Annotated in this window: 21 protein-coding genes and 1 other annotated feature; of the genes, 20 read left to right on the top strand and 1 reads right to left on the bottom strand. The window is 38.3% G+C overall.

The window, feature by feature from the left end; genetic code table 11:
- Nucleotides 1–195: 195 nt before the first annotated feature.
- From ABPH35_RS03015 to ABPH35_RS02950, 14 genes are all read left to right on the top strand, one after another.
- Nucleotides 196–990, top strand: coding sequence for a DUF2785 domain-containing protein (locus ABPH35_RS03015; RefSeq protein WP_349987971.1), 795 nt, complete (start codon nucleotides 196–198; stop codon nucleotides 988–990).
- Between the two features lie 107 nt (nucleotides 991–1,097).
- Complete coding sequence (locus ABPH35_RS03010; protein WP_349987970.1) at nucleotides 1,098–1,706, top strand: LPKTxAVK-anchored surface protein; 609 nt, start codon at nucleotides 1,098–1,100, stop codon at nucleotides 1,704–1,706.
- Between the two features lie 93 nt (nucleotides 1,707–1,799).
- Nucleotides 1,800–2,660 (top strand): class B sortase, LPKTxAVK-specific, encoded by an 861-nt coding sequence (srtB, locus tag ABPH35_RS03005; protein WP_349987983.1) that lies wholly within the window; start codon nucleotides 1,800–1,802, stop codon nucleotides 2,658–2,660.
- A 160-nt stretch (nucleotides 2,661–2,820) separates the two neighbouring features.
- On the top strand, nucleotides 2,821–3,672 hold the full coding sequence (rfbD, locus tag ABPH35_RS03000) for a dTDP-4-dehydrorhamnose reductase (RefSeq protein WP_349987969.1): 852 nt from the start codon (nucleotides 2,821–2,823) through the stop codon (nucleotides 3,670–3,672).
- A gap of 379 nt (nucleotides 3,673–4,051) precedes the next feature.
- On the top strand, nucleotides 4,052–5,200 hold the full coding sequence (gene cps2T, locus ABPH35_RS02995; RefSeq protein ID WP_349987968.1) for a beta 1-4 rhamnosyltransferase Cps2T: 1,149 nt from the start codon (nucleotides 4,052–4,054) through the stop codon (nucleotides 5,198–5,200).
- Entirely contained in the window at nucleotides 5,197–6,132 is a 936-nt protein-coding gene (locus ABPH35_RS02990) for a glycosyltransferase family 2 protein (RefSeq protein WP_349987967.1), read from the top strand. The genes cps2T and ABPH35_RS02990 overlap by 4 nt, the downstream gene beginning before the upstream one ends.
- Nucleotides 6,133–6,135: 3 nt before the next feature.
- Nucleotides 6,136–6,942 (top strand): ABC transporter permease, encoded by an 807-nt coding sequence (locus ABPH35_RS02985; RefSeq protein ID WP_349987982.1) that lies wholly within the window; start codon nucleotides 6,136–6,138, stop codon nucleotides 6,940–6,942.
- The gene (locus ABPH35_RS02980) at nucleotides 6,942–8,156 is read left to right on the top strand and encodes an ABC transporter ATP-binding protein (protein WP_405054558.1); all 1,215 of its coding nucleotides are present in this window, start codon (nucleotides 6,942–6,944) and stop codon (nucleotides 8,154–8,156) included. The genes ABPH35_RS02985 and ABPH35_RS02980 overlap by 1 nt, the downstream gene beginning before the upstream one ends.
- Entirely contained in the window at nucleotides 8,153–9,451 is a 1,299-nt protein-coding gene (locus ABPH35_RS02975) for a glycosyltransferase family 2 protein (protein WP_349987966.1), read from the top strand. Before ABPH35_RS02980 ends, ABPH35_RS02975 begins: the two co-directional genes overlap by 4 nt.
- A complete protein-coding gene (locus tag ABPH35_RS02970) occupies nucleotides 9,451–11,199 on the top strand; it encodes a rhamnan synthesis F family protein (RefSeq protein WP_349987965.1) in 1,749 nt (582 codons plus the stop codon). Before ABPH35_RS02975 ends, ABPH35_RS02970 begins: the two co-directional genes overlap by 1 nt.
- A gap of 3 nt (nucleotides 11,200–11,202) precedes the next feature.
- The gene (locus ABPH35_RS02965; protein WP_349987964.1) at nucleotides 11,203–13,614 is read left to right on the top strand and encodes an LTA synthase family protein; all 2,412 of its coding nucleotides are present in this window, start codon (nucleotides 11,203–11,205) and stop codon (nucleotides 13,612–13,614) included.
- A 1-nt stretch (nucleotide 13,615) separates the two neighbouring features.
- On the top strand, nucleotides 13,616–15,139 hold the full coding sequence (locus ABPH35_RS02960) for a glycosyltransferase family protein (protein ID WP_349987963.1): 1,524 nt from the start codon (nucleotides 13,616–13,618) through the stop codon (nucleotides 15,137–15,139).
- A 19-nt stretch (nucleotides 15,140–15,158) separates the two neighbouring features.
- Nucleotides 15,159–16,118, top strand: a complete 960-nt coding sequence (locus ABPH35_RS02955; RefSeq protein WP_349987962.1) for a glycosyltransferase family 2 protein — start codon at nucleotides 15,159–15,161, stop codon at nucleotides 16,116–16,118.
- Nucleotides 16,119–16,194: 76 nt separating this feature from the next.
- Nucleotides 16,195–16,683 (top strand): EbsA family protein, encoded by a 489-nt coding sequence (locus ABPH35_RS02950; RefSeq protein WP_349987961.1) that lies wholly within the window; start codon nucleotides 16,195–16,197, stop codon nucleotides 16,681–16,683.
- Here ABPH35_RS02950 and ABPH35_RS02945 read toward each other — a convergent pair.
- The gene (locus ABPH35_RS02945) at nucleotides 16,675–16,869 is read right to left on the bottom strand and encodes a ferredoxin (protein WP_349987960.1); all 195 of its coding nucleotides are present in this window, start codon (nucleotides 16,867–16,869) and stop codon (nucleotides 16,675–16,677) included. The two genes, ABPH35_RS02950 and ABPH35_RS02945, sit on opposite strands and share 9 nt — an antisense overlap.
- Before the next feature lie 49 nt (nucleotides 16,870–16,918).
- On the opposite strand from ABPH35_RS02945, the gene ABPH35_RS02940 reads away from it, so the two are divergent.
- The 6 genes from ABPH35_RS02940 to ABPH35_RS02915 all read left to right on the top strand — a co-directional run bounded on the left by ABPH35_RS02940 (nucleotide 16,919) and on the right by ABPH35_RS02915 (nucleotide 20,130).
- The gene (locus ABPH35_RS02940) at nucleotides 16,919–17,425 is read left to right on the top strand and encodes an SAG1386/EF1546 family surface-associated protein (protein ID WP_349987959.1); all 507 of its coding nucleotides are present in this window, start codon (nucleotides 16,919–16,921) and stop codon (nucleotides 17,423–17,425) included.
- An 8-nt stretch (nucleotides 17,426–17,433) separates the two neighbouring features.
- Entirely contained in the window at nucleotides 17,434–18,111 is a 678-nt protein-coding gene (gene cmk / locus ABPH35_RS02935) for a (d)CMP kinase (RefSeq protein ID WP_349987958.1), read from the top strand.
- Between the two features lie 26 nt (nucleotides 18,112–18,137).
- Nucleotides 18,138–18,269, top strand: a sequence feature (ribosomal protein L20 leader region).
- 15 nt (nucleotides 18,270–18,284) lie between these two features.
- Nucleotides 18,285–18,815, top strand: coding sequence for a translation initiation factor IF-3 (gene infC, locus ABPH35_RS02930; RefSeq protein ID WP_067089320.1), 531 nt, complete (start codon nucleotides 18,285–18,287; stop codon nucleotides 18,813–18,815).
- A 26-nt stretch (nucleotides 18,816–18,841) separates the two neighbouring features.
- Nucleotides 18,842–19,042, top strand: coding sequence for a 50S ribosomal protein L35 (gene rpmI, locus ABPH35_RS02925; RefSeq protein ID WP_003025048.1), 201 nt, complete (start codon nucleotides 18,842–18,844; stop codon nucleotides 19,040–19,042).
- A gap of 44 nt (nucleotides 19,043–19,086) precedes the next feature.
- On the top strand, nucleotides 19,087–19,446 hold the full coding sequence (gene rplT, locus ABPH35_RS02920) for a 50S ribosomal protein L20 (protein WP_000124834.1): 360 nt from the start codon (nucleotides 19,087–19,089) through the stop codon (nucleotides 19,444–19,446).
- Between the two features lie 54 nt (nucleotides 19,447–19,500).
- Nucleotides 19,501–20,130, top strand: coding sequence for an HAD family hydrolase (locus tag ABPH35_RS02915; protein ID WP_349987957.1), 630 nt, complete (start codon nucleotides 19,501–19,503; stop codon nucleotides 20,128–20,130).
- The last annotated feature ends 48 nt before the right edge of the window (nucleotides 20,131–20,178 follow it).

The raw sequence follows: 20,178 nt of genomic DNA, 5'->3' as shown, positions 1-20,178 counted from the left end.
AAAAACTGGTCAAACTGATGGCGGGAAGGCCTTTTTATTTTGCCCTAAACCACTCTACTAGACTATTTTTTTTCAAAATAAAACAGAAAACAAAAAGACAAACCAGACTCTCGACTAGTTTGTCTTCAGTCTAAAAGCTGCCCATCAGGTAGCTTTTTCTTTATTCAGTATGCTATACTGATAGAAAGGAGGTGTATGATGAAAAATTGTTTAGAGAAAAAACTACATTCAGAAAATCCAACCTATTCAGATGATGAAGTGATGTGGTTATTGGAGAATATCGGTCATTCCGATGCGGCTATTCGTGATGAATTAGTCTATATCAGCTTAGGACGTGGTTTATTTGAAGGGCTATTTACTAGAGAGCAATTCCGCTTATTGTTAGAGGAGAGTCTGGCGAAGGATTATTTACTGTATCGTATGGATCAAAGAGGACTTGCGACCTTGAAGCGTTCGTTTACTGCCTTGCTGTTAGGGCACCTCGTAGAAGTTAGTTGTTTACCGGGTAGCCCTTATTTCCAATTGGTTTCTGAGCAGGAGTATCAGAGTATTTGCCAGAAAACCTATGAGTATTTAGGAAAAGAGCAGGATTTTGCTGGTTATTCAGACAACTATGGCTGGGTGCATGCCTTTGCTCATGGAGCGGATTTAGCAGTTGCTATTGTAAAACATCCCTTTTTTCAACAAGAAGACTGGAGCAGACTATTCTCAGCATTAACAGGCATTTTCCAACGCTTACCTCAGCGATTCGTTGATGATGAGGAATGGCGACTGGCCCGTGTTATTTATGAGGCGATGAAATGTGGACATCTTCAAGAGGATATCCTAGTAGATTGGATTAAGACCTTGCATTTTCCTTTGGAAACCAATCTTGATTTTTATCGGTTTTCAGCTGTACGCTCCTGCTTGTTAGAGATTTACCTACAATTGGATAGGGAGAATCTTCTCTCTGAGGAATTAAGAAAAACAATACAGGAGAAGGTCAGCTAGAAGAGGCAGTTTGATAAAAACTTAAAAAAATCTTAGATATCAGTTGACATTTTATGATAGACATTTTATAATAGGTTATGGTACAAGATAATATAAGGAGTGAAATAATGAAGAAAAAATTATTCGTAACATTCGCAGCAGCAGCTTTGGTTGCAGCTGTAGCGCCTGCAGTATCTGCAATCGGCCCTGGTTCTATGCGTGGTGGTGGTAATAACGCTACTGTTGGTTCAAACTACGTAACAGACGCTGATATTGCTGCTCGCGTTGAAGCTGAAATCGTAGCTCGTGATGCTGACTTGGAAGCGGCAGCAGCACAAGATCCAGCAGCAGTTGCAGCAAAAGCTAAAGTTGATGCGATTTTGGCTAACGGTGGTGGTCATGAGTTTGAAGGTGCCAAAAAAGACTTTGACAACGAACTTTACAACTCAAAAATGCGTGCTACTGATAAATTCAGAGCTGAGCGTATCGCTGTTTACACAGAAGCTGCTAAAGCAGACGGTAGCTACTACGGACGTGGTGTCGTAGGAAACCAAAACTTCGACAACACTGGTGACGTAAACAAAGACGGTCAACCAGGAGCAACTGAAGAAGTGAAACCTGAAGCTAAACCTGAAGAAAAAGCTAAAGCTGAAGAAGCTGTGAAAAAAGCTGCTACTGAAGCTAAAAAAGCTGAAGCTGGTAAAAAAGCACTTCCAAAAACAAGTGCAGTAAAATAATAGTTATTTAGTATAGATAAATATTTTATAACTTGTACCATCTAGCTGCTGGAGTTATTTCAGTAGCTTTTTAAGTAGGAGAAAAGAATGGCAATGAAACGTGGAACTCGTAAAAAAACCTCTAATTCGAATAAAGAAACCAAATTATTGAAATATCTCTTGATGGCTCTTGCTTTTGTGGTAGTGGCAGTCGGGGGAGTGTATGCGACACTTGCGCTTAAGTCAGGAGTATTGCAGTCTACTCCCTCATCGTCTACTCCACCTTCTTCAAGTGTAACAGCCCCTACTTACACGGTATCTGAGGAAGAAAAGCAGTACTTGACGGAGCGGTTCAATGGCTTGAAAGCGACCAATCCTGAAACAGTAGGGTATGTTTATATTCCAGGTACGCAATTGGACGAGCCAATTGTTCAGACAGGTGACAATGCGACCTATCTGGACAAAACCTTTGAAGGCAACAACGAACCCTTGATGGGAACGGTCTTTATGGATACAGACAACAATAAAAACTTTACAGATTCCTTGACTTGGCTATTTGGTCATGCTCGTGGTAGTGCGGTACCAGACCATCGCATGTTTAACGATGTGAATTTTTATGATAGCCAGACCTATTTTGATGCTCACCCGTACGTGGTAGTGGAAACTCCTGAGAGAAAACGCTATTACGAAGCGATGTTTATGATTATCGTACCAGAAACGACAGCCTTTTATCGGACATCATTTGATAGCAAGGCAGATTTTAAAAAGCAATTAACAGATGTTGAAAAAGATGCTGTCACGAAAAGCAAAAACTTGAAGATTAACGAGAATGATAATTATCTCGTCCTATCAACTTGTCGCGAAGAGGATGATACCATTCGTGCCAACCTCTACGTACGTGAAATTCCAGATAGTGAATTAGCAGACTTCCTTGCTCAACATGGTAGCCAGTTGGCCTATACACCGACAAGATAAGGATTGGAAAGTTTGACTTTCTGCCCAGCCTCGTTGTGAGGACATCCGTATAAAATTGGAGAGACAGTGGTTCTCTCCTTTTGATTTTACCTAGCCGATCATCGCTAATTCTTCGTTTTTTTGATATAATAAGGTCAGAAATGAACTAAAGGAGTCAATCATGATTTTAATTACAGGTAGTAATGGGCAGTTGGGTACAGAGCTTCGCCATTTATTGGATGAGCGTGGTGTCAAGTATGTCGCAGCTGATGTGGCAGAAATGGATATTACTGATGCTGAAAAGGTCGCGGCCTTCTTTGAAGAAGTACAACCAAGTATTGTTTACCATTGTGCAGCCTACACAGCGGTTGATATGGCAGAAGACGAAGGTAAGGAGTTGAACTATGCCATTAACGTGACAGGTTCTGAAAATATTGCAAAGGCGGCAGAGCAGTACGGAGCAACCTTGGTCTATATCTCGACAGACTATGTCTTCAATGGAGAGTTACCGATAGGGAAAGAGTGGCAAGTAGATGATCAGCCAGATCCCCAGTCAGAATACGGTCGTACCAAGCGTTTGGGTGAAGAAGCTGTTGAGAAATACGCTAGCAAATTTTACACAGTACGTACAGCTTGGGTATTTGGAAATTACGGAAAAAACTTCGTCTTTACCATGCAACATCTGGCAGAGACTCGTGATACCTTGACAGTTGTAAATGATCAGCATGGCCGTCCAACTTGGACGCGTACCTTGGCCGAATTTATGGTTCACCTCGTAGAGACCAAGCAGGAATTTGGTTATTATCATTTGTCAAATGATGCTACAGAAGATACAACGTGGTTTGACTTTGCGATTGAGATTTTAAAAGATATGGACACCGAGGTATTGCCAGTTGATTCCAGTCAATTTCCAGCAAAAGCAAAACGACCATTCAATTCGACAATGAGTTTAGAAAAGGCAAAGGCAACAGGCTTTGTGATCCCAACCTGGCAAGAAGCCTTGGCAGCCTTCTATCAACAGGAGAAAAAATAATCGCTTCATTGACTAGATAAAAGGAGCCGAGGATCAGCAGAAGGAAGTTAGGCAGATTTTCCCAGTCTTTCGTAAATGTGCAGTCGGTATATGAAATCTCCATCCCGAGACGGATGTATTGATGTTCAAACTAGGCTATACTATAGTCAATCCTAATTATTTTTCATTATCTCCTTAGAGCATCAGTCCAGTGGCTGGTGCTTTTCTGTGAAGAGAATTGTCAAAGTAATGAATCTCCGAAGGAGGTTGCTTGCATCCGCACGCACTATCTAATAAAGTATCGAAAAATGCTAATTTTGACATTAATAGAGTATGAATGGATAGTGTGTGGGATTTATGGTATAATTATCTGATTACACTTTTTAGAGTTTAGGATACGATGAGACACATTTTTATTATTGGTAGCCGTGGCTTGCCAGCCAAATACGGTGGTTTCGAAACTTTTGTCGAACAACTAGTTACCTATCGAAAAAACACGAATATTCAATATCATGTGGCCTGTTTGTCGGATGAAACACACCATGTTCATACCCTTTACAAGGGTGCGGATTGTTTTACTATCAATCCCCCTAAATTGGGACCGGCACGCGTCATCGCCTATGATATGCTAGCAATTCGTTATGCGCTTTCTTTCATCAAAAAGGAGCAGATAGAGCAGCCGCTTTTCTATATTTTAGGTAATACAATTGGAGCTTTTATTGCACCCTTTGCTCGCCAGATTCATGCCATTGGGGGAACGCTTTTGGTCAATCCAGATGGTTTGGAATGGAAACGGAGTAAATGGCCACGTCCTGTACAGCAGTATCTCAAGTATTCGGAAAAGCTGATGACACGGCACGCAGATAAGATTGTTTCAGATAATGAAGGGATTGAGGAGTACATTCAAGTAGCCTATCCATGGGCAAAGACGACCTGTATTGCCTATGGAACAGACCTAACCCCTACGACTTTGACGAACGAAAGTTCAGAAGTACGAGCGTTTTTTGATCGTTTTCAATTAGTAGAAAAAGGCTATTACTTGGTTGTGGGGCGCTTTGTACCAGAAAATAATTATGCGACCATTATTCGGGAATTTATGGCAACACAGACATCTAGGAAATTAGTCATTATTTGTAATCATGAAGGGGCATCTTATTTTGAGAAGTTGAAAGCAGAAACGCAATTTGACACTGATGAGCGGGTTGTATTTGCTGGGACGGTCTATCAGCAGGACTTGTTGAAATATATTCGACAGGAAGCGCGTGCCTACCTGCATGGTCATGAGGTTGGGGGCACCAATCCAGGTTTACTAGAAGCACTTGCCCAAACCAATGAGAATCTGATTTTGGGAGTTGATTTCAACCAAAAAGTAGCGCTTGATACTGCCCATTATTGGACGAAAAAAAAGGGCAGTTTAACTGCTTTACTCAATCAGATAGATGTGCAAGAGGAAAATCGAGAATTAGGACAGGCGGCAAAAGAACGAATGGCTTCTCACTATACTTGGGCAAAAATAGTTGACCAGTATGAGGACTTATTTTTATCATGAGAGTACATATTTTATTATCCACCTACAACGGTGCACGATTTTTAAGAGAACAGATTGAGAGCATTCGCAGACAAACGGTTTCTGATTGGACTTTGTTGATTCGGGATGATGGATCAAGCGATGGCACAAGGGAAATCATCAAGGAATATTGCCAAAAAGATGAGCGAATTTGCTTCATCAACCCAGATGATACAACAAATCTTGGTGTGATAAACAGCTTTCACACCCTCTTGCAGTATAAAGTAGCAGATTATTATTTCTTTAGTGATCAAGATGATGTGTGGCTGGAGCAGAAATTAGAATGGCAGTTAGAAGAGGCTCAGGCTTACCCAGCAGACAAGCCCTTACTAGTTTATACCGATTTAACTGTTGTTGGACAGGATTTGACGGTCATGCATGAAAGTATGATCAAAACGCAGTCGGATCATGCCAATACCCTTCTTGTTCAGGAATTAACAGAAAATACCGTCACAGGTGGCGTAGCTATGGTCAACCATGCCTTGGCGGAGCTTTGGACAGGACAAGAAGAGCATGCCTTACTGATGCATGATTGGTATTTGGCGCTTGTCGCGACAGCTTTAGGAAATCTTGTCTATATTGACAAGCCAACCGAACTCTACCGCCAGCATGAAGCGAATGTCTTGGGAGCTAGAACCCTCAAAAAACGAATGCACAATTGGATTCGCCCTCATGTACTATTTGCAAAATACTGGAAACTGATTAAGGACAGTCAAAGTCAAGCTAAAAATCTCTTGAATCTCCCCTTATCAGCGAAGGATAGAGTACTGGTAGAGAACTTTATAACCATTATGGATGTTCCCTTTATGGAGCGACTCAAACGTATACGTGTGTATGGTTATCGGAAAAATAAGGCCTTTCACACCCTTGTTTTTACTAGTCTCATCCTCACAAAATTTGCCTATAAGGAGTAAATGATGAATTTATTTCATAAAAAAAATATGATTTTATTAAAAGAAATGGTCAAAACCGACTTTAAATTGCGTTATCAAGGGAGTTTGATTGGTCATTTATGGTCGATTTTGAAACCACTGTTGCTATTTACGATTATGTATCTCGTATTTGTGCGCTTTTTACGCTTTGATGATGGAACCCCTCATTATGCCGTGAGTTTGTTGCTCGGTATGGTAACGTGGAACTTCTTTACAGAAGCGACCAATATGGGGATGATGTCCATTGTCTCTAGAGGGGATTTGCTTCGGAAATTAAACTTTTCCAAATCGATCATTGTTTTTTCTGCTATTGCAGGGGCAGCCATTAACTATGCGATTAACTTATTAGTCGTTTTCATCTTTGCACTGATTAACGGAGTGAATTTCTCCTATGGATTTTTAGTGATAATTCCACTTTTCCTTGAACTAGTTCTGCTAGCAGCAGGCGTTTCCTTTATTTTAGCAACAGCCTTTGTGAAATATCGTGATATTGGTCCTATCTGGGAAGTTGTTTTGCAAGCAGGTCTATATGCAACGCCAATCATTTATTCGCTGACCTTTATCTTGCAACGTGGACAAGAGAAGATTGCCAAAGTAATGATGTTAAATCCGATGGCACAAATCATTCAAGACTTACGTCATTTTATCGTTTATTCTGGTAGCCTACGTGGTTGGGATTTATTTGGCAATCCTTGGTTTGGGATGATTCCCTATATGTTACCAATGATCATTTTTATGGTAGGCTATACGATTTTTGAGAAAAATTCTAAGAGATTTGCGGAGATTCTATAATGACAAAAACTATCGCTGTGAAAGTAGACCATGTCAGCAAGTATTTTAAATTACCCACAGAAGCCAGTCAAAGTTTACGAACAACCTTGGTTAATCGTTTTAAAGGCATTAAAGGCTATCAGGAGCAACATGTTTTAAAAGATATTTCTTTTGAAGTAGAAAAAGGCGATTTCTTTGGGATTCTTGGGCGAAATGGCTCTGGAAAATCGACACTGTTAAAAATAATTTCAGAAATCTATGTTCCTGAAAAGGGAAGTGTCACCATTGATGGGAAGTTAGTTTCCTTTATTGAATTGGGAGTTGGTTTCAATCCAGAATTGACCGGACGAGAAAATGTCTATATGAATGGCGCCATGCTTGGTTTTTCGACAGAAGAGATTGATGCCATGTATGATGACATCGTTGACTTTGCAGAACTTCATGAGTTTATGAACCAGAAATTGAAGAATTATTCGAGCGGTATGCAGGTTCGACTTGCCTTTTCGGTTGCCATTAAAGCGCAAGGTGATGTCTTGATTTTGGATGAAGTATTAGCGGTTGGAGATGAAGCCTTTCAGCGGAAATGTAACGATTATTTCCAAGAACGCAAAAAAAGCGGCAAGACGACTATTCTGGTCACTCATGACATGGGTGCAGTCAAAAAATACTGCAACAAAGCCGTTTTGATTGAAAATGGATTGGTCAAAGCGATTGGGAATCCAGAAAATGTTGCCAATCAATACAGCTTTGACAATACTATTCCGATTCATCAGGATTCGAATGAAGGAGAGGCTGAAGGACAGGAAGAACAAGTCCAAGTTGAAAATTTCCGCTTACAATTATTATCAAAACAACAGATTGCTCCGGGAGAGCCTGTTCACTTTGAAATTGATTTTGATGTCGTAGAAGATATTGAGACCTATATCGCCTTGTCATTGACGGATATTGATCGCAATATTTGGATTTATAATGATAATTCACTCGATCAGCTGATGACTGGGAAAGGGCATAAAACGATTCATTACCAATGCTCACTCCCAAATGTCAACAACTTAAAATTAAAATTGGAAGTGACCGTTCGAAATGCAGCTGGTGAAATGTTAGCTTACTCGGACGCCACTCAAACGCCTATTATTATGGTACAACGAACAGATATCGCCTTTGATGATAAATCTGCTCAGGACTCTGCAACTGGTTTAATCCAGAGAAATGGAACGTGGAGATTTGAAAAATGAAACCTGTAATTTCGGTAGTTGTAACTTGCTATAATCATGAACAGTTCATCGAGGAGTGTCTCAGAAGTATATTTTCTCAGACATATCCTATGATTGACTTATATGTCTATAATGACGGCTCTACGGATCATTCAGAGGAGGTCATTCTAAATGTTTTGAAAGACTCCCCATTTGAAAGCACTAGCTATAAGCACCATGAGAATTGTGGCTTGGTCAAGACCCGAAATAAGGCGCTCGAACAAGTAGGTGGAGATTTTGTATTATTTGTCGATAGTGATGATTTTTTACCTACGAATTTTATCGAGGAACTTGTTCAAACGGCTCTTCAAGAAGACGCTGATATTGTGTATGCTAAGCTAAAAAATCCAGCAGATAACACAATCGTGATTGATACACAAGAATATAATCTGGGGTCCCTATTTTTGGGGAATTATATTTCAGCCACATCTTTAATCCGTAAGGAAACGATTGGGGATAGTCGCTATGATGAATATTTAAATTATAAAAAGTTGGAAGATTATGATTTCTATCTACATTTAATCTTAGAAAAGGGAGCAAAACCTGTCCCAAATCATACAACTTTCTTAAACTACAGAGTACTTGCGAACTCAATGTCAGCTAGGAACAACCTTTTAAAGCATTACATAGCCTATATCTACATTCTTGCAAAGTATCAAAAGCTTGCTCCAAAAGAAGTAGAATATGCAATTGATATTCATTTTAATCATAATAGACAGTTAGCTGTAGCAAACCAAAAGGTTACAATTTATATGGCAGATGCAGAAGGGCTATTTTCAGAAGAAAACAAGCTTCAATTCCCTATTGCCAATGCAGCGGCTATTACCTTTGACCTTCCTGAGACTTGTCAGCATATCCGAGTTGACTTATCGGAGATACCTAGTTGTTATGAGCAAGTCAGCTTGACCTCACAGGAAACGGGAGAGGAAATTTTACCAGGCTTTACAAATGCGATTATATTGGAGAAGTCCTATCTATTTCCAAATCCTGATCCACAGATGATTTATGAAATTCCTGCTACAACAAACCGAATCTATACCTTATCTTACCAGTTATATGAGATGGATAATCTCCACTCGGATGATTACGTTGTAAAAATTCTTGCTCAGAACTTACTCGATATGACAGTAAAAGTGAAAGAATTGGAACAATATAAGTTAGGATTTGACCAAAAACAACAGCAGCTTGAAGAAGTTACGGATCAATACAATCGGGTCATTACTTCTCGTCGTTGGACAATTCCGACTAAACTATTAAATTTCTTTAGGAGAAAATAATGAAACGCCTATTACTATATGTGCATTTTAATAAATATAATACCATCAGCTCACATGTTGAGTACCAGCTAATGCACATGCGACCACTTTTTTCAAAAGTTGTCTTTATCTCAAACAGTATTCTTTCCCTAGAAGCAGTAGAGCATTTACAAGAGGCTAACTTGATTGATGCCTTTATCCAACGTGAAAATAGTGGCTTCGATTTTGCAGCTTGGCGGGATGGAATGAATCAGGTTGGTTTTTCTCATTTAGAAGAATATGATTCGGTTACCTTGATGAATGATACTTGCTTTGGTCCTTTGTGGGATATGGAAGAGGTATATCATCGTTTTGAAAGTGATGAGAGAGTTGATTTTTGGGGAATGACCAATCATCGTGAGACAAGAGAAGTGAAAGAACATATCCAGAGTTACTTTGTTTCATTTAAACATGAGGTGATTTGCTCCCCAGCCTTTCAAGACTTTTGGTCTACTGTTCAAGATTTTACAGATGTACAAGAAGTGATCGATCACTATGAAACGCAAGTGACGACTTCTCTTGTTCAAGCAGGTTTTCGTTATCAAACCGTTTTTAATACGATTGATGCTGACACCACAGGGATGAGACATCCTGACTTCTCTTATTACAATCCGACCAGTATTTTAAGCCATAAGGTTCCATTTATTAAAGTAAAGGCCTTTGAAGGTAACCAAATTATTGCACCCTTTATTTTGGAAGAGATTGGGAGAACATCAGATTATCCTGTTGATCTGATTATCTACCACATGTCAAAAGTATTTAGTCCTACTCGTGACTATCTATTAGGGAAGAAATACCATAGAGATATGGCTATTAGCAATCGCTTAAAAGATGCGAAAGTAGCGATTCACTTGCATACCTTCTATGTTGACTTGTTAGAAGAGTTTTTAGATGCATTTGAAGGATTTGTTTTTACCTATGATTTATATTTGACGACCAATACTGAGGAAAAAATCAAGGAAATTCAGGAAATCTTGGATAGACGGAATGTATCCGCAACTATTCGATTAACTGGAAATATTGGACGTGATGTCTTGCCGATGTTGCAATTAAAAGAGGAATTGGCTCAATATGAGTATGTTGGACATTTCCATACCAAAAAATCAAAAGAGGCAGACTATTGGGCAGGACAATCATGGCGAACAGAATTGATTGATATGCTAGTTAAACCTTCAAATGAAATTCTCTCCAGTATGATCGAAACAGAAGAATTGGGAATGATGATTGCAGATATTCCTAGTTATTTCCGTTATGTTCGTATGGATCCGTGGGCAGAACTCGGAATGATTCCGTTTATGGAAGAATTATGGGAAAAAATGGCCTTGCCGAAACAAATGGATTTTTATGAAGCGGATGTTTTTGTCATGAGTTATGGAACCTATATTTGGTTTAAATATGACGCCTTAAAACCCTTGTTTGAGATTGGGTTAACAGAAGCAGATGTTCCTAAAGAACCATTGCCACAAAATACCATTCTTCACGCTATTGAGCGCTTATTAGTCTATATTGCATGGGCACAGGGGTATGATTTTAGAATCAGACAAAATCCAAATCCTATTCCTCCATTTGTAGATAATCGTCTTTTAAATAGAAGACAATTAGAGCAATTTAGCCCATATGCCTATATTGATTTCACCTATTTTGGTGGCGTAAAAGGTGCACTGAAATATTTACGAAAATCATGGGTGAATACATTTAAATATCTTTTTAAACGATTATTAGGGAAGTAAGAGATGAAACGTTATTTTGAAAAAAATAAGTGGCTAGATTTTTTAGAAGGCGTATTAATCTGTGGGTTTGGACTTGCATTAAATTGGCAAATCTTCTTTAAAATTTATTCACCAATAATAGCTTGGAGCATATATGCTATTGGAATAGTAGGCTTTGTTTACTGTGTGAGTTGTGCATTTAGAAAAAGCTTATTATTAAAGTTAGTATTGGGATATATCACCTATATAATAATATCTTATTTTATATTAACTACACGTAATCTGAATAACGGTCAGTTCGATGTTTGGGATTTTTCAACGAATCATTTGTGGGAGCTGTCTTCTATTCCAACACTTCTAGGAATTATGATTTTAGGGACTGTTTTATATTTATTGTATGATAAGATTTCTATACTAGATAAGATAAAAAGAAGAGAACTTAATTCAAAAGAAAATGTATTGGTAGCTTTACTTCTATCAGTTTGTATTTTATCTGATAGTAAGTTAACAAGTTTTTTATGGGGTTCGCCTAATGATATAGACTCGTATATGTTTCTTGCTCAAAATGCAATTATATGGTTAGAGTGTACAGTTTTAACCTATATTGTCTTCGATAGTTTTGATGCGATCGGAAAAAACAAACCTACCTTATCTCTTGCATGTACCACAAGTCTTTTATTAGCAGTAGTATTTAATTATACGTTGCAAATAGGAGTTAAGGAAGAAGCTGAATTATTAGGAAGATATGTATTTCCTGGCGCAACACTTTACCAAATTTTAGTACTATTTCTACTTTTTCTGTTTACATATTTGCTTATTAACCGTTTTATATCAGCAACCCTTTTGTTGCTAAGTAGTGGAATATTATTTTCAATAGTTAATATGCTGAAAGAGAGTATGAGAAGCGAGCCATTATTAGTGACTGATTTTGTCTGGCTACAAGATGTTGGACTATTAATGAGTTTTATCACTCAAGAGACTTTACTAATGATGGTTGTTATTATTTTGTTGCCGATTTTGATTTGGTGGTTTTGCAAGGATAAAGTGATGAGAGGCCCGATCTTGGTGAACAAAAAAATACAAGCAAGCATGCTTCTTATTATAAGTACAATCTTTGTGGGTGTTTTTATTGCTTTCTCTAATGAGGAAAATGGAAAAATCCAACATAACATACCTATTATTACGACTTTGAATAACTGGTATGATATTAATTGGATGGGATTTGCGACAAACGCTCGTTATAAATCATTGATGTATGTATGGACAAAGCAGTTGACAACAGATATTATGGATCAGCCACAAGACTATAGTCAGGAAAGAATTGATTATATCGCAAAGAAATACACCGATTTAGCAAAAGACTTAAATCAAGAAAGAACAGAGTCAATTGCGAATCAGACTGTTATTTATGTCCTTAGCGAAAGTTTATCGAACCCAAATAGAGTTGAGGGAGTACAATTAACGAAGGATATCTTAGAAAACATTGATAATATTAAGTCTCAAACGACAAGTGGTTTGATGCGTTCGGATGGTTATGGCGGTGGAACGGCTAATATGGAGTTTCAAACTTTAACAGGATTGCCGTTCTATAATTTTTCATCCTCGGTTTCTGCTATCTACACAGAAGTTGTTCCTAAGATGTCGGTACTACCGTCTATTAGTGATTTATATGAATCCGACAGTAGGCTCGTCCTACATCCATCAGGAGCTAATAACTATGGACGGAAAAATGTGTATCGTCGTCTGGGTTTTTCGAAGTTAATTTTTGCAACAGATTCGGACAACACATTTTCATCAGTAATGAAAAAAGGTGTGAGTATTAGCGATAAAACAGTCTATGATAATGTGTTGAAGGAGTTAGATTCATCGAAAAATCAATTCTTTTCTGTGATTACGATGCAAAATCATGCACCTTGGTCTGTAGGGGAACCAGTTGATGTTGTAGCTTATAATGATTCCTTTACGAAAGAAGAAAACGGAGCTTTGACAGAGTATGCTAGATTGGCTAGCTATACAGATCATGACACAAAAGAATTTTTAGATAAATTATCACAAATCGATAAAAGGATAACGGTTGTTTTCTATGGCGATCACCTGCCAGGCTTATACCCTTCTGCAGCCTTTAAAGATAATCCAGATAGTCAATATCAGACAGATTATTTTATCTGGAGTAACTATAATACACAGCACACACTAAATTATCCACTTGTAAATTCTAGTGATTTTACAGCTGAATTGTTAGAGCATACTAATTCAAAAGTATCGCCTTACTATGCCTTACTAACTCAGGTTTTACAAAAAGCTAGTATAGATAAGGATCACTTTGATTCTGATCAAAAAGAGATAGCAGATGATTTGAAGTTGCTTCAGTATGATATTACACTAGGGAAAAACTACATTAGCAAGCATCTGGATTTTTTTAAGGTAGGAGAATAATATGGAAAAATTATTAAAAATAGGTAACTCAATATTTTTCGTACTAATGGCATTTTGGACATATTTTTCTATTTACTTTTTGTTCCAATACTTAAATGTTGATTATACAAATTTGACTAGTTCGCAAGCGAAATTATTAATTGCTTTCACAATACTAATGATAATAGCTTATCATTTTCGAAAACAGGTAGGGAGCTGGATCGTTTCGTTTTATCGTTTGATTATAGTTCACAAAGCCTTGCTTTTGCTTCCATTGTGTTTATTTCAATTGTTGATTTTACTAACAAGCGTGGGACTGGCTGCAGCTGATACCACCATTGTGTATAATATGGCAACCGATCCTAGCTTTGCGCATACAACAGACTACATCTCAATCTATCCTAATAATTTCTTGCTTCTTCTTTGGTTTAAACTTAATTATTTTATTGCAGGGCAAAATCTCGTTGTTCTTCTTGCCTTTTGGAATGTGTTATTTATCGACGGAGCGATTGTGCTGATTTATCTTACAAATAAATCAGCACTTGGTCAAAGAGTTGCAAATCTATCATATCTAATGATGATCTTGATCTTAGGACTATCACCTCAATACATCTATACTTATTCAGACCCAATTACGCTTTTCGTTCTTAGCATCTTTATCTATATGGTAGTTCGCCTGATGAAAACACCTAACTTTCTGGGCTTTATTATTGCAGGATTAGTTTTAGCAATCGGATATGGTTTGAGACCAACTGTTCTGATTTTTATCATTGCAGGCTTGATTTCCTTTGTGTATTACTGTTTGATGACGAAAGATAAAAAGCGTATCAAGACTTACTTGATCGGAATTACTGTAGCGACTCTCTCTTTTTTGATGTTCAACAGAGCTACTCACTATGTGTTGGAACATCAGCAGTTTGTTAGATATGAACAGAATATGAGTCGGACTTTGCTGTACTACGTTGATTTAGGTCTCACTTATTCAGGGAACATCCATGCGGAGATTTCTCCAGAAGTAGCTGCTGCTACCGGCGATAATCGAAATAAAATGGCAGTAGCTGAAATCAAACATCGTTTGAAAAATTATAATTTTGCTTCTTTTACTGGACATATTTACTACAAATATTATTGGATGGTTGGAGAAGGTATGTTTGGTTGGCTTCAAGAGCGTGTATTAAGCGAACAACAATTGCAGGCTATCCCGTGGCTACAGAGAGTACAAAGTACAAAGATTGCACAATACATTCGATCGTTTATCTACGTAGAAGGAGGGAGATATTATCTTTATGCCTTAGGTATTCAGATAATATGGATTATCATTTCTTTGGGCTTATTATTATTCTGTAAATTCTATAATACTAAGAATTTATATCAACTTTGGATGCAAATCACGATTTTTGGTGGATTATTGTTCCTATTTATTTTTGAAGCAGGTCGCTCTCGTTATTTGATTCAATTTTTACCAGCTATTATAACTGTGTCCTCAATTGGATGGGAGGGTTTTAGACCTAATGTCCGACCTACATTCACTTTAAAATCTAGATAAATTAAAAAAGGAGAATGCAATGAATAACGTCAATCCGATTCTTTATATCGTTATTCCCTGCTACAACGAAGAGCAAGTACTTCCAGAAACGTCAGGTCTCTTTTTAGCAAAATTAGAAGAGCTTATTGCAGATGAAACGGTATCAGAAGAGAGTAAAATCATGTATGTCAACGATGGGAGCTCGGACAGGACATGGGAATTGATTGAAGAATATTCAAGTAATCCTCATGTAATTGGAATATCTCAGTCTCGGAATCGTGGGCACCAAAGTACCGTATTAGCGGGAATGATGGAAGCAAAAGAAGTTGCGGATATTGTGATTACCATTGATTGTGATGGACAAGATGATATCAATTGTATGGATGAAATGGTAGCAGCCTATCAAAATGGGGCAGAAGTAGTCTATGGTGTTCGTAAAAAACGTACGACAGACACCTTTTTCAAGAGAGTGACAGCAGAAGGATTTTATCATTTACTGGAAAAACTAGGGGTTGAAATTATCTTTAATCATGCCGATTATCGTTTGATGTCAAAGCGTGCCCTGGATGCTCTTGCGGAATTTTCCGAGGTTAATTTATTTTTACGTGGAATGGTTCCGATGGTAGGTTTCAATTATGCGATTGTAGAATATGATCGTTTTGAACGGATTGCAGGAGAAAGCCATTATCCATTCAGTAAAATGTTAGGTCTTGCTATTGACGGCATTACAAGTTTGAGTGTCAAACCGCTACGCTTCATTACAGGATTGGGTCTTATAACTTCGATTGTTTCTTTTCTATTTATCTTATGGACTATTTTCCGACACTTTTTTGGCTTTACAGTTTCAGGATGGGCTAGTACGGTAACAATTATTGCCTTTATTGGTGGGATTCAACTCATATCAATCGGCATTATTGGTGAATATATTGGCAAGATTTACTTAGAAACGAAAAAACGTCCTCGCTATATTATTGATAAGCGAACAGATGAAATGGATTAAATGATTTTACAAAATAGAATAGTCTCCTATTCTATTTTTTTTTATTTTATGGTACACTATTAGTAGGAGGGGCGATATGATTAAGATATTTGGTCGTGTGAGATATCATTGGCAACCAGAGTTATCCTGGTCGATTATTTATTGGTCGTTAACGATTACTCCGGCATTTATTGCCTTATCCCTTGTACTTGAACGGGCTCGTATTTCAAACACCATTATTCAATTATTTTTATTGGTGATTGTCATGTTTGGCATTGGTTGGCACCGATATTTTGTTATCGATGATGAATACTTAAAAATTGCGTCAGCCAATCCGATTTCATCAAAAAAAATACAGATCACAACCATTTCTAAAATAGAGGTTACGTATCTGTTCATTAAGATATTTTCAGATGATATGCCCAACGGGAAGGTATATTATATTCGTAAGTGGCCTAAAAAATACTTTATCAATGCGTTGGCATTAAATACTCACTTTCAAGGTGAAATTATTTTGACGGATCATCTTGTTACTCAGGACTATTTTGAGGAGTATTATGCAGAGCATGCGCGTAAGTCAATCTGATATGATGGCTTTGGTGGGACAGGATTTGACGGCTTGGAGAATGGCTGGGTCATCAGGATAGCTGTCGCTGTCTGCATCGGTATGAGCAAGTAGGACAATTCCCTCATCGTCATAGTCAAATATGTCAGAATAGGTTTGGCACAGACCACAGGCGATACATTTTTCTGGATATAGTTTTATTTTCATAGTATTATTGTAATGAGATTTTATAAAAAAAACAAGGAGAAAGATTGATATGTCACAAGAACCATGGAACGAAGAAATTTATGAAGGTGCAGATGAGAGCAGGAGAAGTCGCTCGAGTCGCGGGAAGTCGAATTCGATGTTCTTCACGATTTTAGGAATTGTGTTTGTGATTATTGTTTTGCTGATTACGGTGATTGGCCTGTATCTCTCTAGTGGAGGAAGCAAGACGGATTCTACAAAAGAATTTTACAATACGAGCAGCCAGAGCAAGACAGATGAATCTGCAGCTAGTACAAGCAGTTCAAGCTCAACAAGTTCATCATCGACCTCAAGTTCTACGTCGACAGACGAGTCAACGGAGCAGTCGTCAACCACTTCAAGTTCCAGCGCAGCTGAAGGAACTACTTTATCAGTTCAACCTGGTGAAGGAGAGGCTTCAATTGCAGAGCGGGCTGGCATTTCCATTGCTGAACTAGAGCGCTTGAACCCAGATAAATTGACTGGTCCTGGTGGTACTTGGTGGGCAAATCCAGGAGATATTGTAAAAATTAAGTAAGAGGGAATATGAAATCAATTCAAATCGCCATAGATGGCCCTGCCTCAAGTGGTAAGAGTACGGTCGCAAAATTGATTGCAAAAGCGTTTGGCTATACTTATCTAGATACAGGAGCGATGTACCGAGCAGTCACCTACTTAGCTCTCCGCCACCAATTGACCAAAGATAACACGGAGGATATACTCTCTTTACTAGAGGAGCATCCGATTGCCTTTGGGCGGAATGAAGCAGGGGAGCAACTGGTATTTGTCGGAGATGTTGACATTACTCATGCTATTCGAGAAAATGATGTCACTAATAACGTTTCATGGGTATCTGCTCTTGCTACTATCCGTGAGAAATTAGTTGATCTGCAGCGCAAAATTGCCGCTCAAGGTGGTATTGTGATGGATGGCCGCGATATTGGGACCGTTGTTCTTCCAGATGCAGAGTTAAAGATTTTCTTAATTGCTTCAGTGGAAGAAAGAGCCTTACGCCGCTTTAGGGAAAATCAGGGAAAAGGGATTTCAGCTGATTTGGAACGGTTGAAAGAAGAAATAGCTCTTCGTGATTATAAAGATAGCACGAGAGCTGTCTCCCCTCTGAAGGCAGCAGATGATGCCATTACATTTGATACGACGGGGGTGTCGATTGAGGGTGTAGTTGAATTTATTTCAGAAAAAGCTAAAGAAATTCTTGACAAGTAGAAAAGATGATGCTATACTATATGCATTGGGAAAAGAAGAAGTGAGAGCTTCTCGCCTTGCGACTAACGTTGTCTGGCTCTACGTATTAAGTTTTCTTCGGAAAGATAATGATGTAGTGACGGACTTGTATGTTAGCAAGTCCGTTTCTCTTTTCTTGAAAAAAATAAAATGAGGTGAAAGCCATAGCAAAGCAAGATTTGTTCATCAATGATGAAATTCGTGTGCGTGAAGTTCGTCTTATCGGTCTCGAGGGTGAACAGTTAGGAATTAAACAACTCAACGAAGCCCAAGCGATAGCTGATAGTGCTAACGTTGATTTAGTATTGATTCAACCGCAAGCTAAACCACCTGTTGCGAAAATTATGGACTATGGTAAGTTCAAATTTGAGTATCAGAAAAAACAAAAAGAGCAACGCAAAAAACAAAGCGTTGTGACGGTCAAGGAAGTACGTCTTAGTCCGACCATTGATAAGGGAGACTTTGATACGAAACTTCGTAATGCCCGTAAATTCCTTGAAAAAGGAAATAAAGTGAAGGTATCAATTCGTTTTAAAGGACGGATGATTACTCACAAGGAAGTTGGAGCAAAAGTCTTGGCAGAATTTGCTGAAGCAACGCAAGATATTGCGATTATTGAGCAAAGAGCTAAGATGGATGGACGTCAAATGTTCATGCAACTTGCACCGGCTTCAGAGAAAAAATAGGCTTACTAAGCAAAAGGAGAATTAAAATGCCAAAACAAAAAACTCACCGCGCATCAGCTAAACGTTTCAAACGTACAGGTTCTGGTGGATTGAAACGCTTCCGCGCTTATACTTCACACCGTTTCCACGGTAAAACTAAAAAACAACGTCGTCACCTTCGTAAAGCAGCAATGGTACATTCAGGTGACTTCAAACGTATCAAAGCAATGCTTACAGGACTTAAATAAGTCGAACTACTAGAAATTAGAGAATTATTCGGAGGAAAATATAAATGGCACGTGTTAAAGGTGGCGTTGTATCACGCAAACGCCGTAAACGTATTTTAAAATTAGCTAAAGGTTACTATGGTGCAAAACACATCTTGTTCCGTACTGCAAAAGAACAAGTAATGAACTCTTACTACTATGCATACCGTGACCGTCGTCAGAAAAAACGTGATTTCCGTAAATTGTGGATTACTCGTATCAATGCGGCAGCTCGTATGAATGGTTTGTCATACTCACAATTGATGCATGGTTTGAAATTGGCTGAAATTGAAGTAAACCGTAAAATGTTGGCTGACCTTGCTGTAAATGATGCAGCTGCTTTCACAGCACTTGCAGACGCAGCAAAAGCTAAACTTGGTAAATAATGAAAAAAGATGGGAGGAATCTCATCTTTTTTTGCGGAAATAGGAGGAAGACAGATGATCCGCTGGATATTTTTTGATGTTGGGTCGACCTTGGTAGATGAGACAGTCTCTTATCAGCGATTTGCAAATGAGTGTGCACTGGTTTTACGTGGTCATGGAAAGCAGGTGTCTGCGACAGAATTTTTGGGAAAAATGCAGGAGATGGCAGCACTGGGAGAAGCCCCTATCAGAGGTGCTTGGTCTTGGTATGGTTTGTCGGCCAGTTTACGTCCTAGATGGAAGCATATAGATGAAATACTCTACCCTGATGTCATTCCGACTTTGACCTATCTTAGCCAATTCTATCACTTGGGGATTATTGCTAATCAAGGACGAGGATTAGAGGAGCGATTGGAAGTGTTTGGAATTCGCTATTTCTTTGATAGGATTGTCTGTTCAGAAGAAATTGGTTATAAAAAGCCTGATCGAGTGATTTTTGATATCGCTTTAGCAGACGCGAATTGTAGAGCTGAAGATGCTATTTATATCGGAGATCGTATGGACAATGATATTCTGCCCGCAAAGGCAGTAGGAATGCGAACAGTACATATTTTACAAGGAATGGGACCTCATTGCTGTCAAAACACAACATTAGAAAGTGATATCACCATTGAGAAGTTGAGTGATTTGATTGAACTCCTATAAAAATAAGGCTGGATGCGATTTGCGTCAGCCTTATTTCATGTTTTTAGA

Origin of the sequence: Streptococcus handemini (assembly GCF_040984445.1) — a bacterium.
Lineage (GTDB): Bacteria > Bacillota > Bacilli > Lactobacillales > Streptococcaceae > Streptococcus > Streptococcus handemini.
This window is presented reverse-complemented; position numbering and strand designations above follow the sequence as displayed.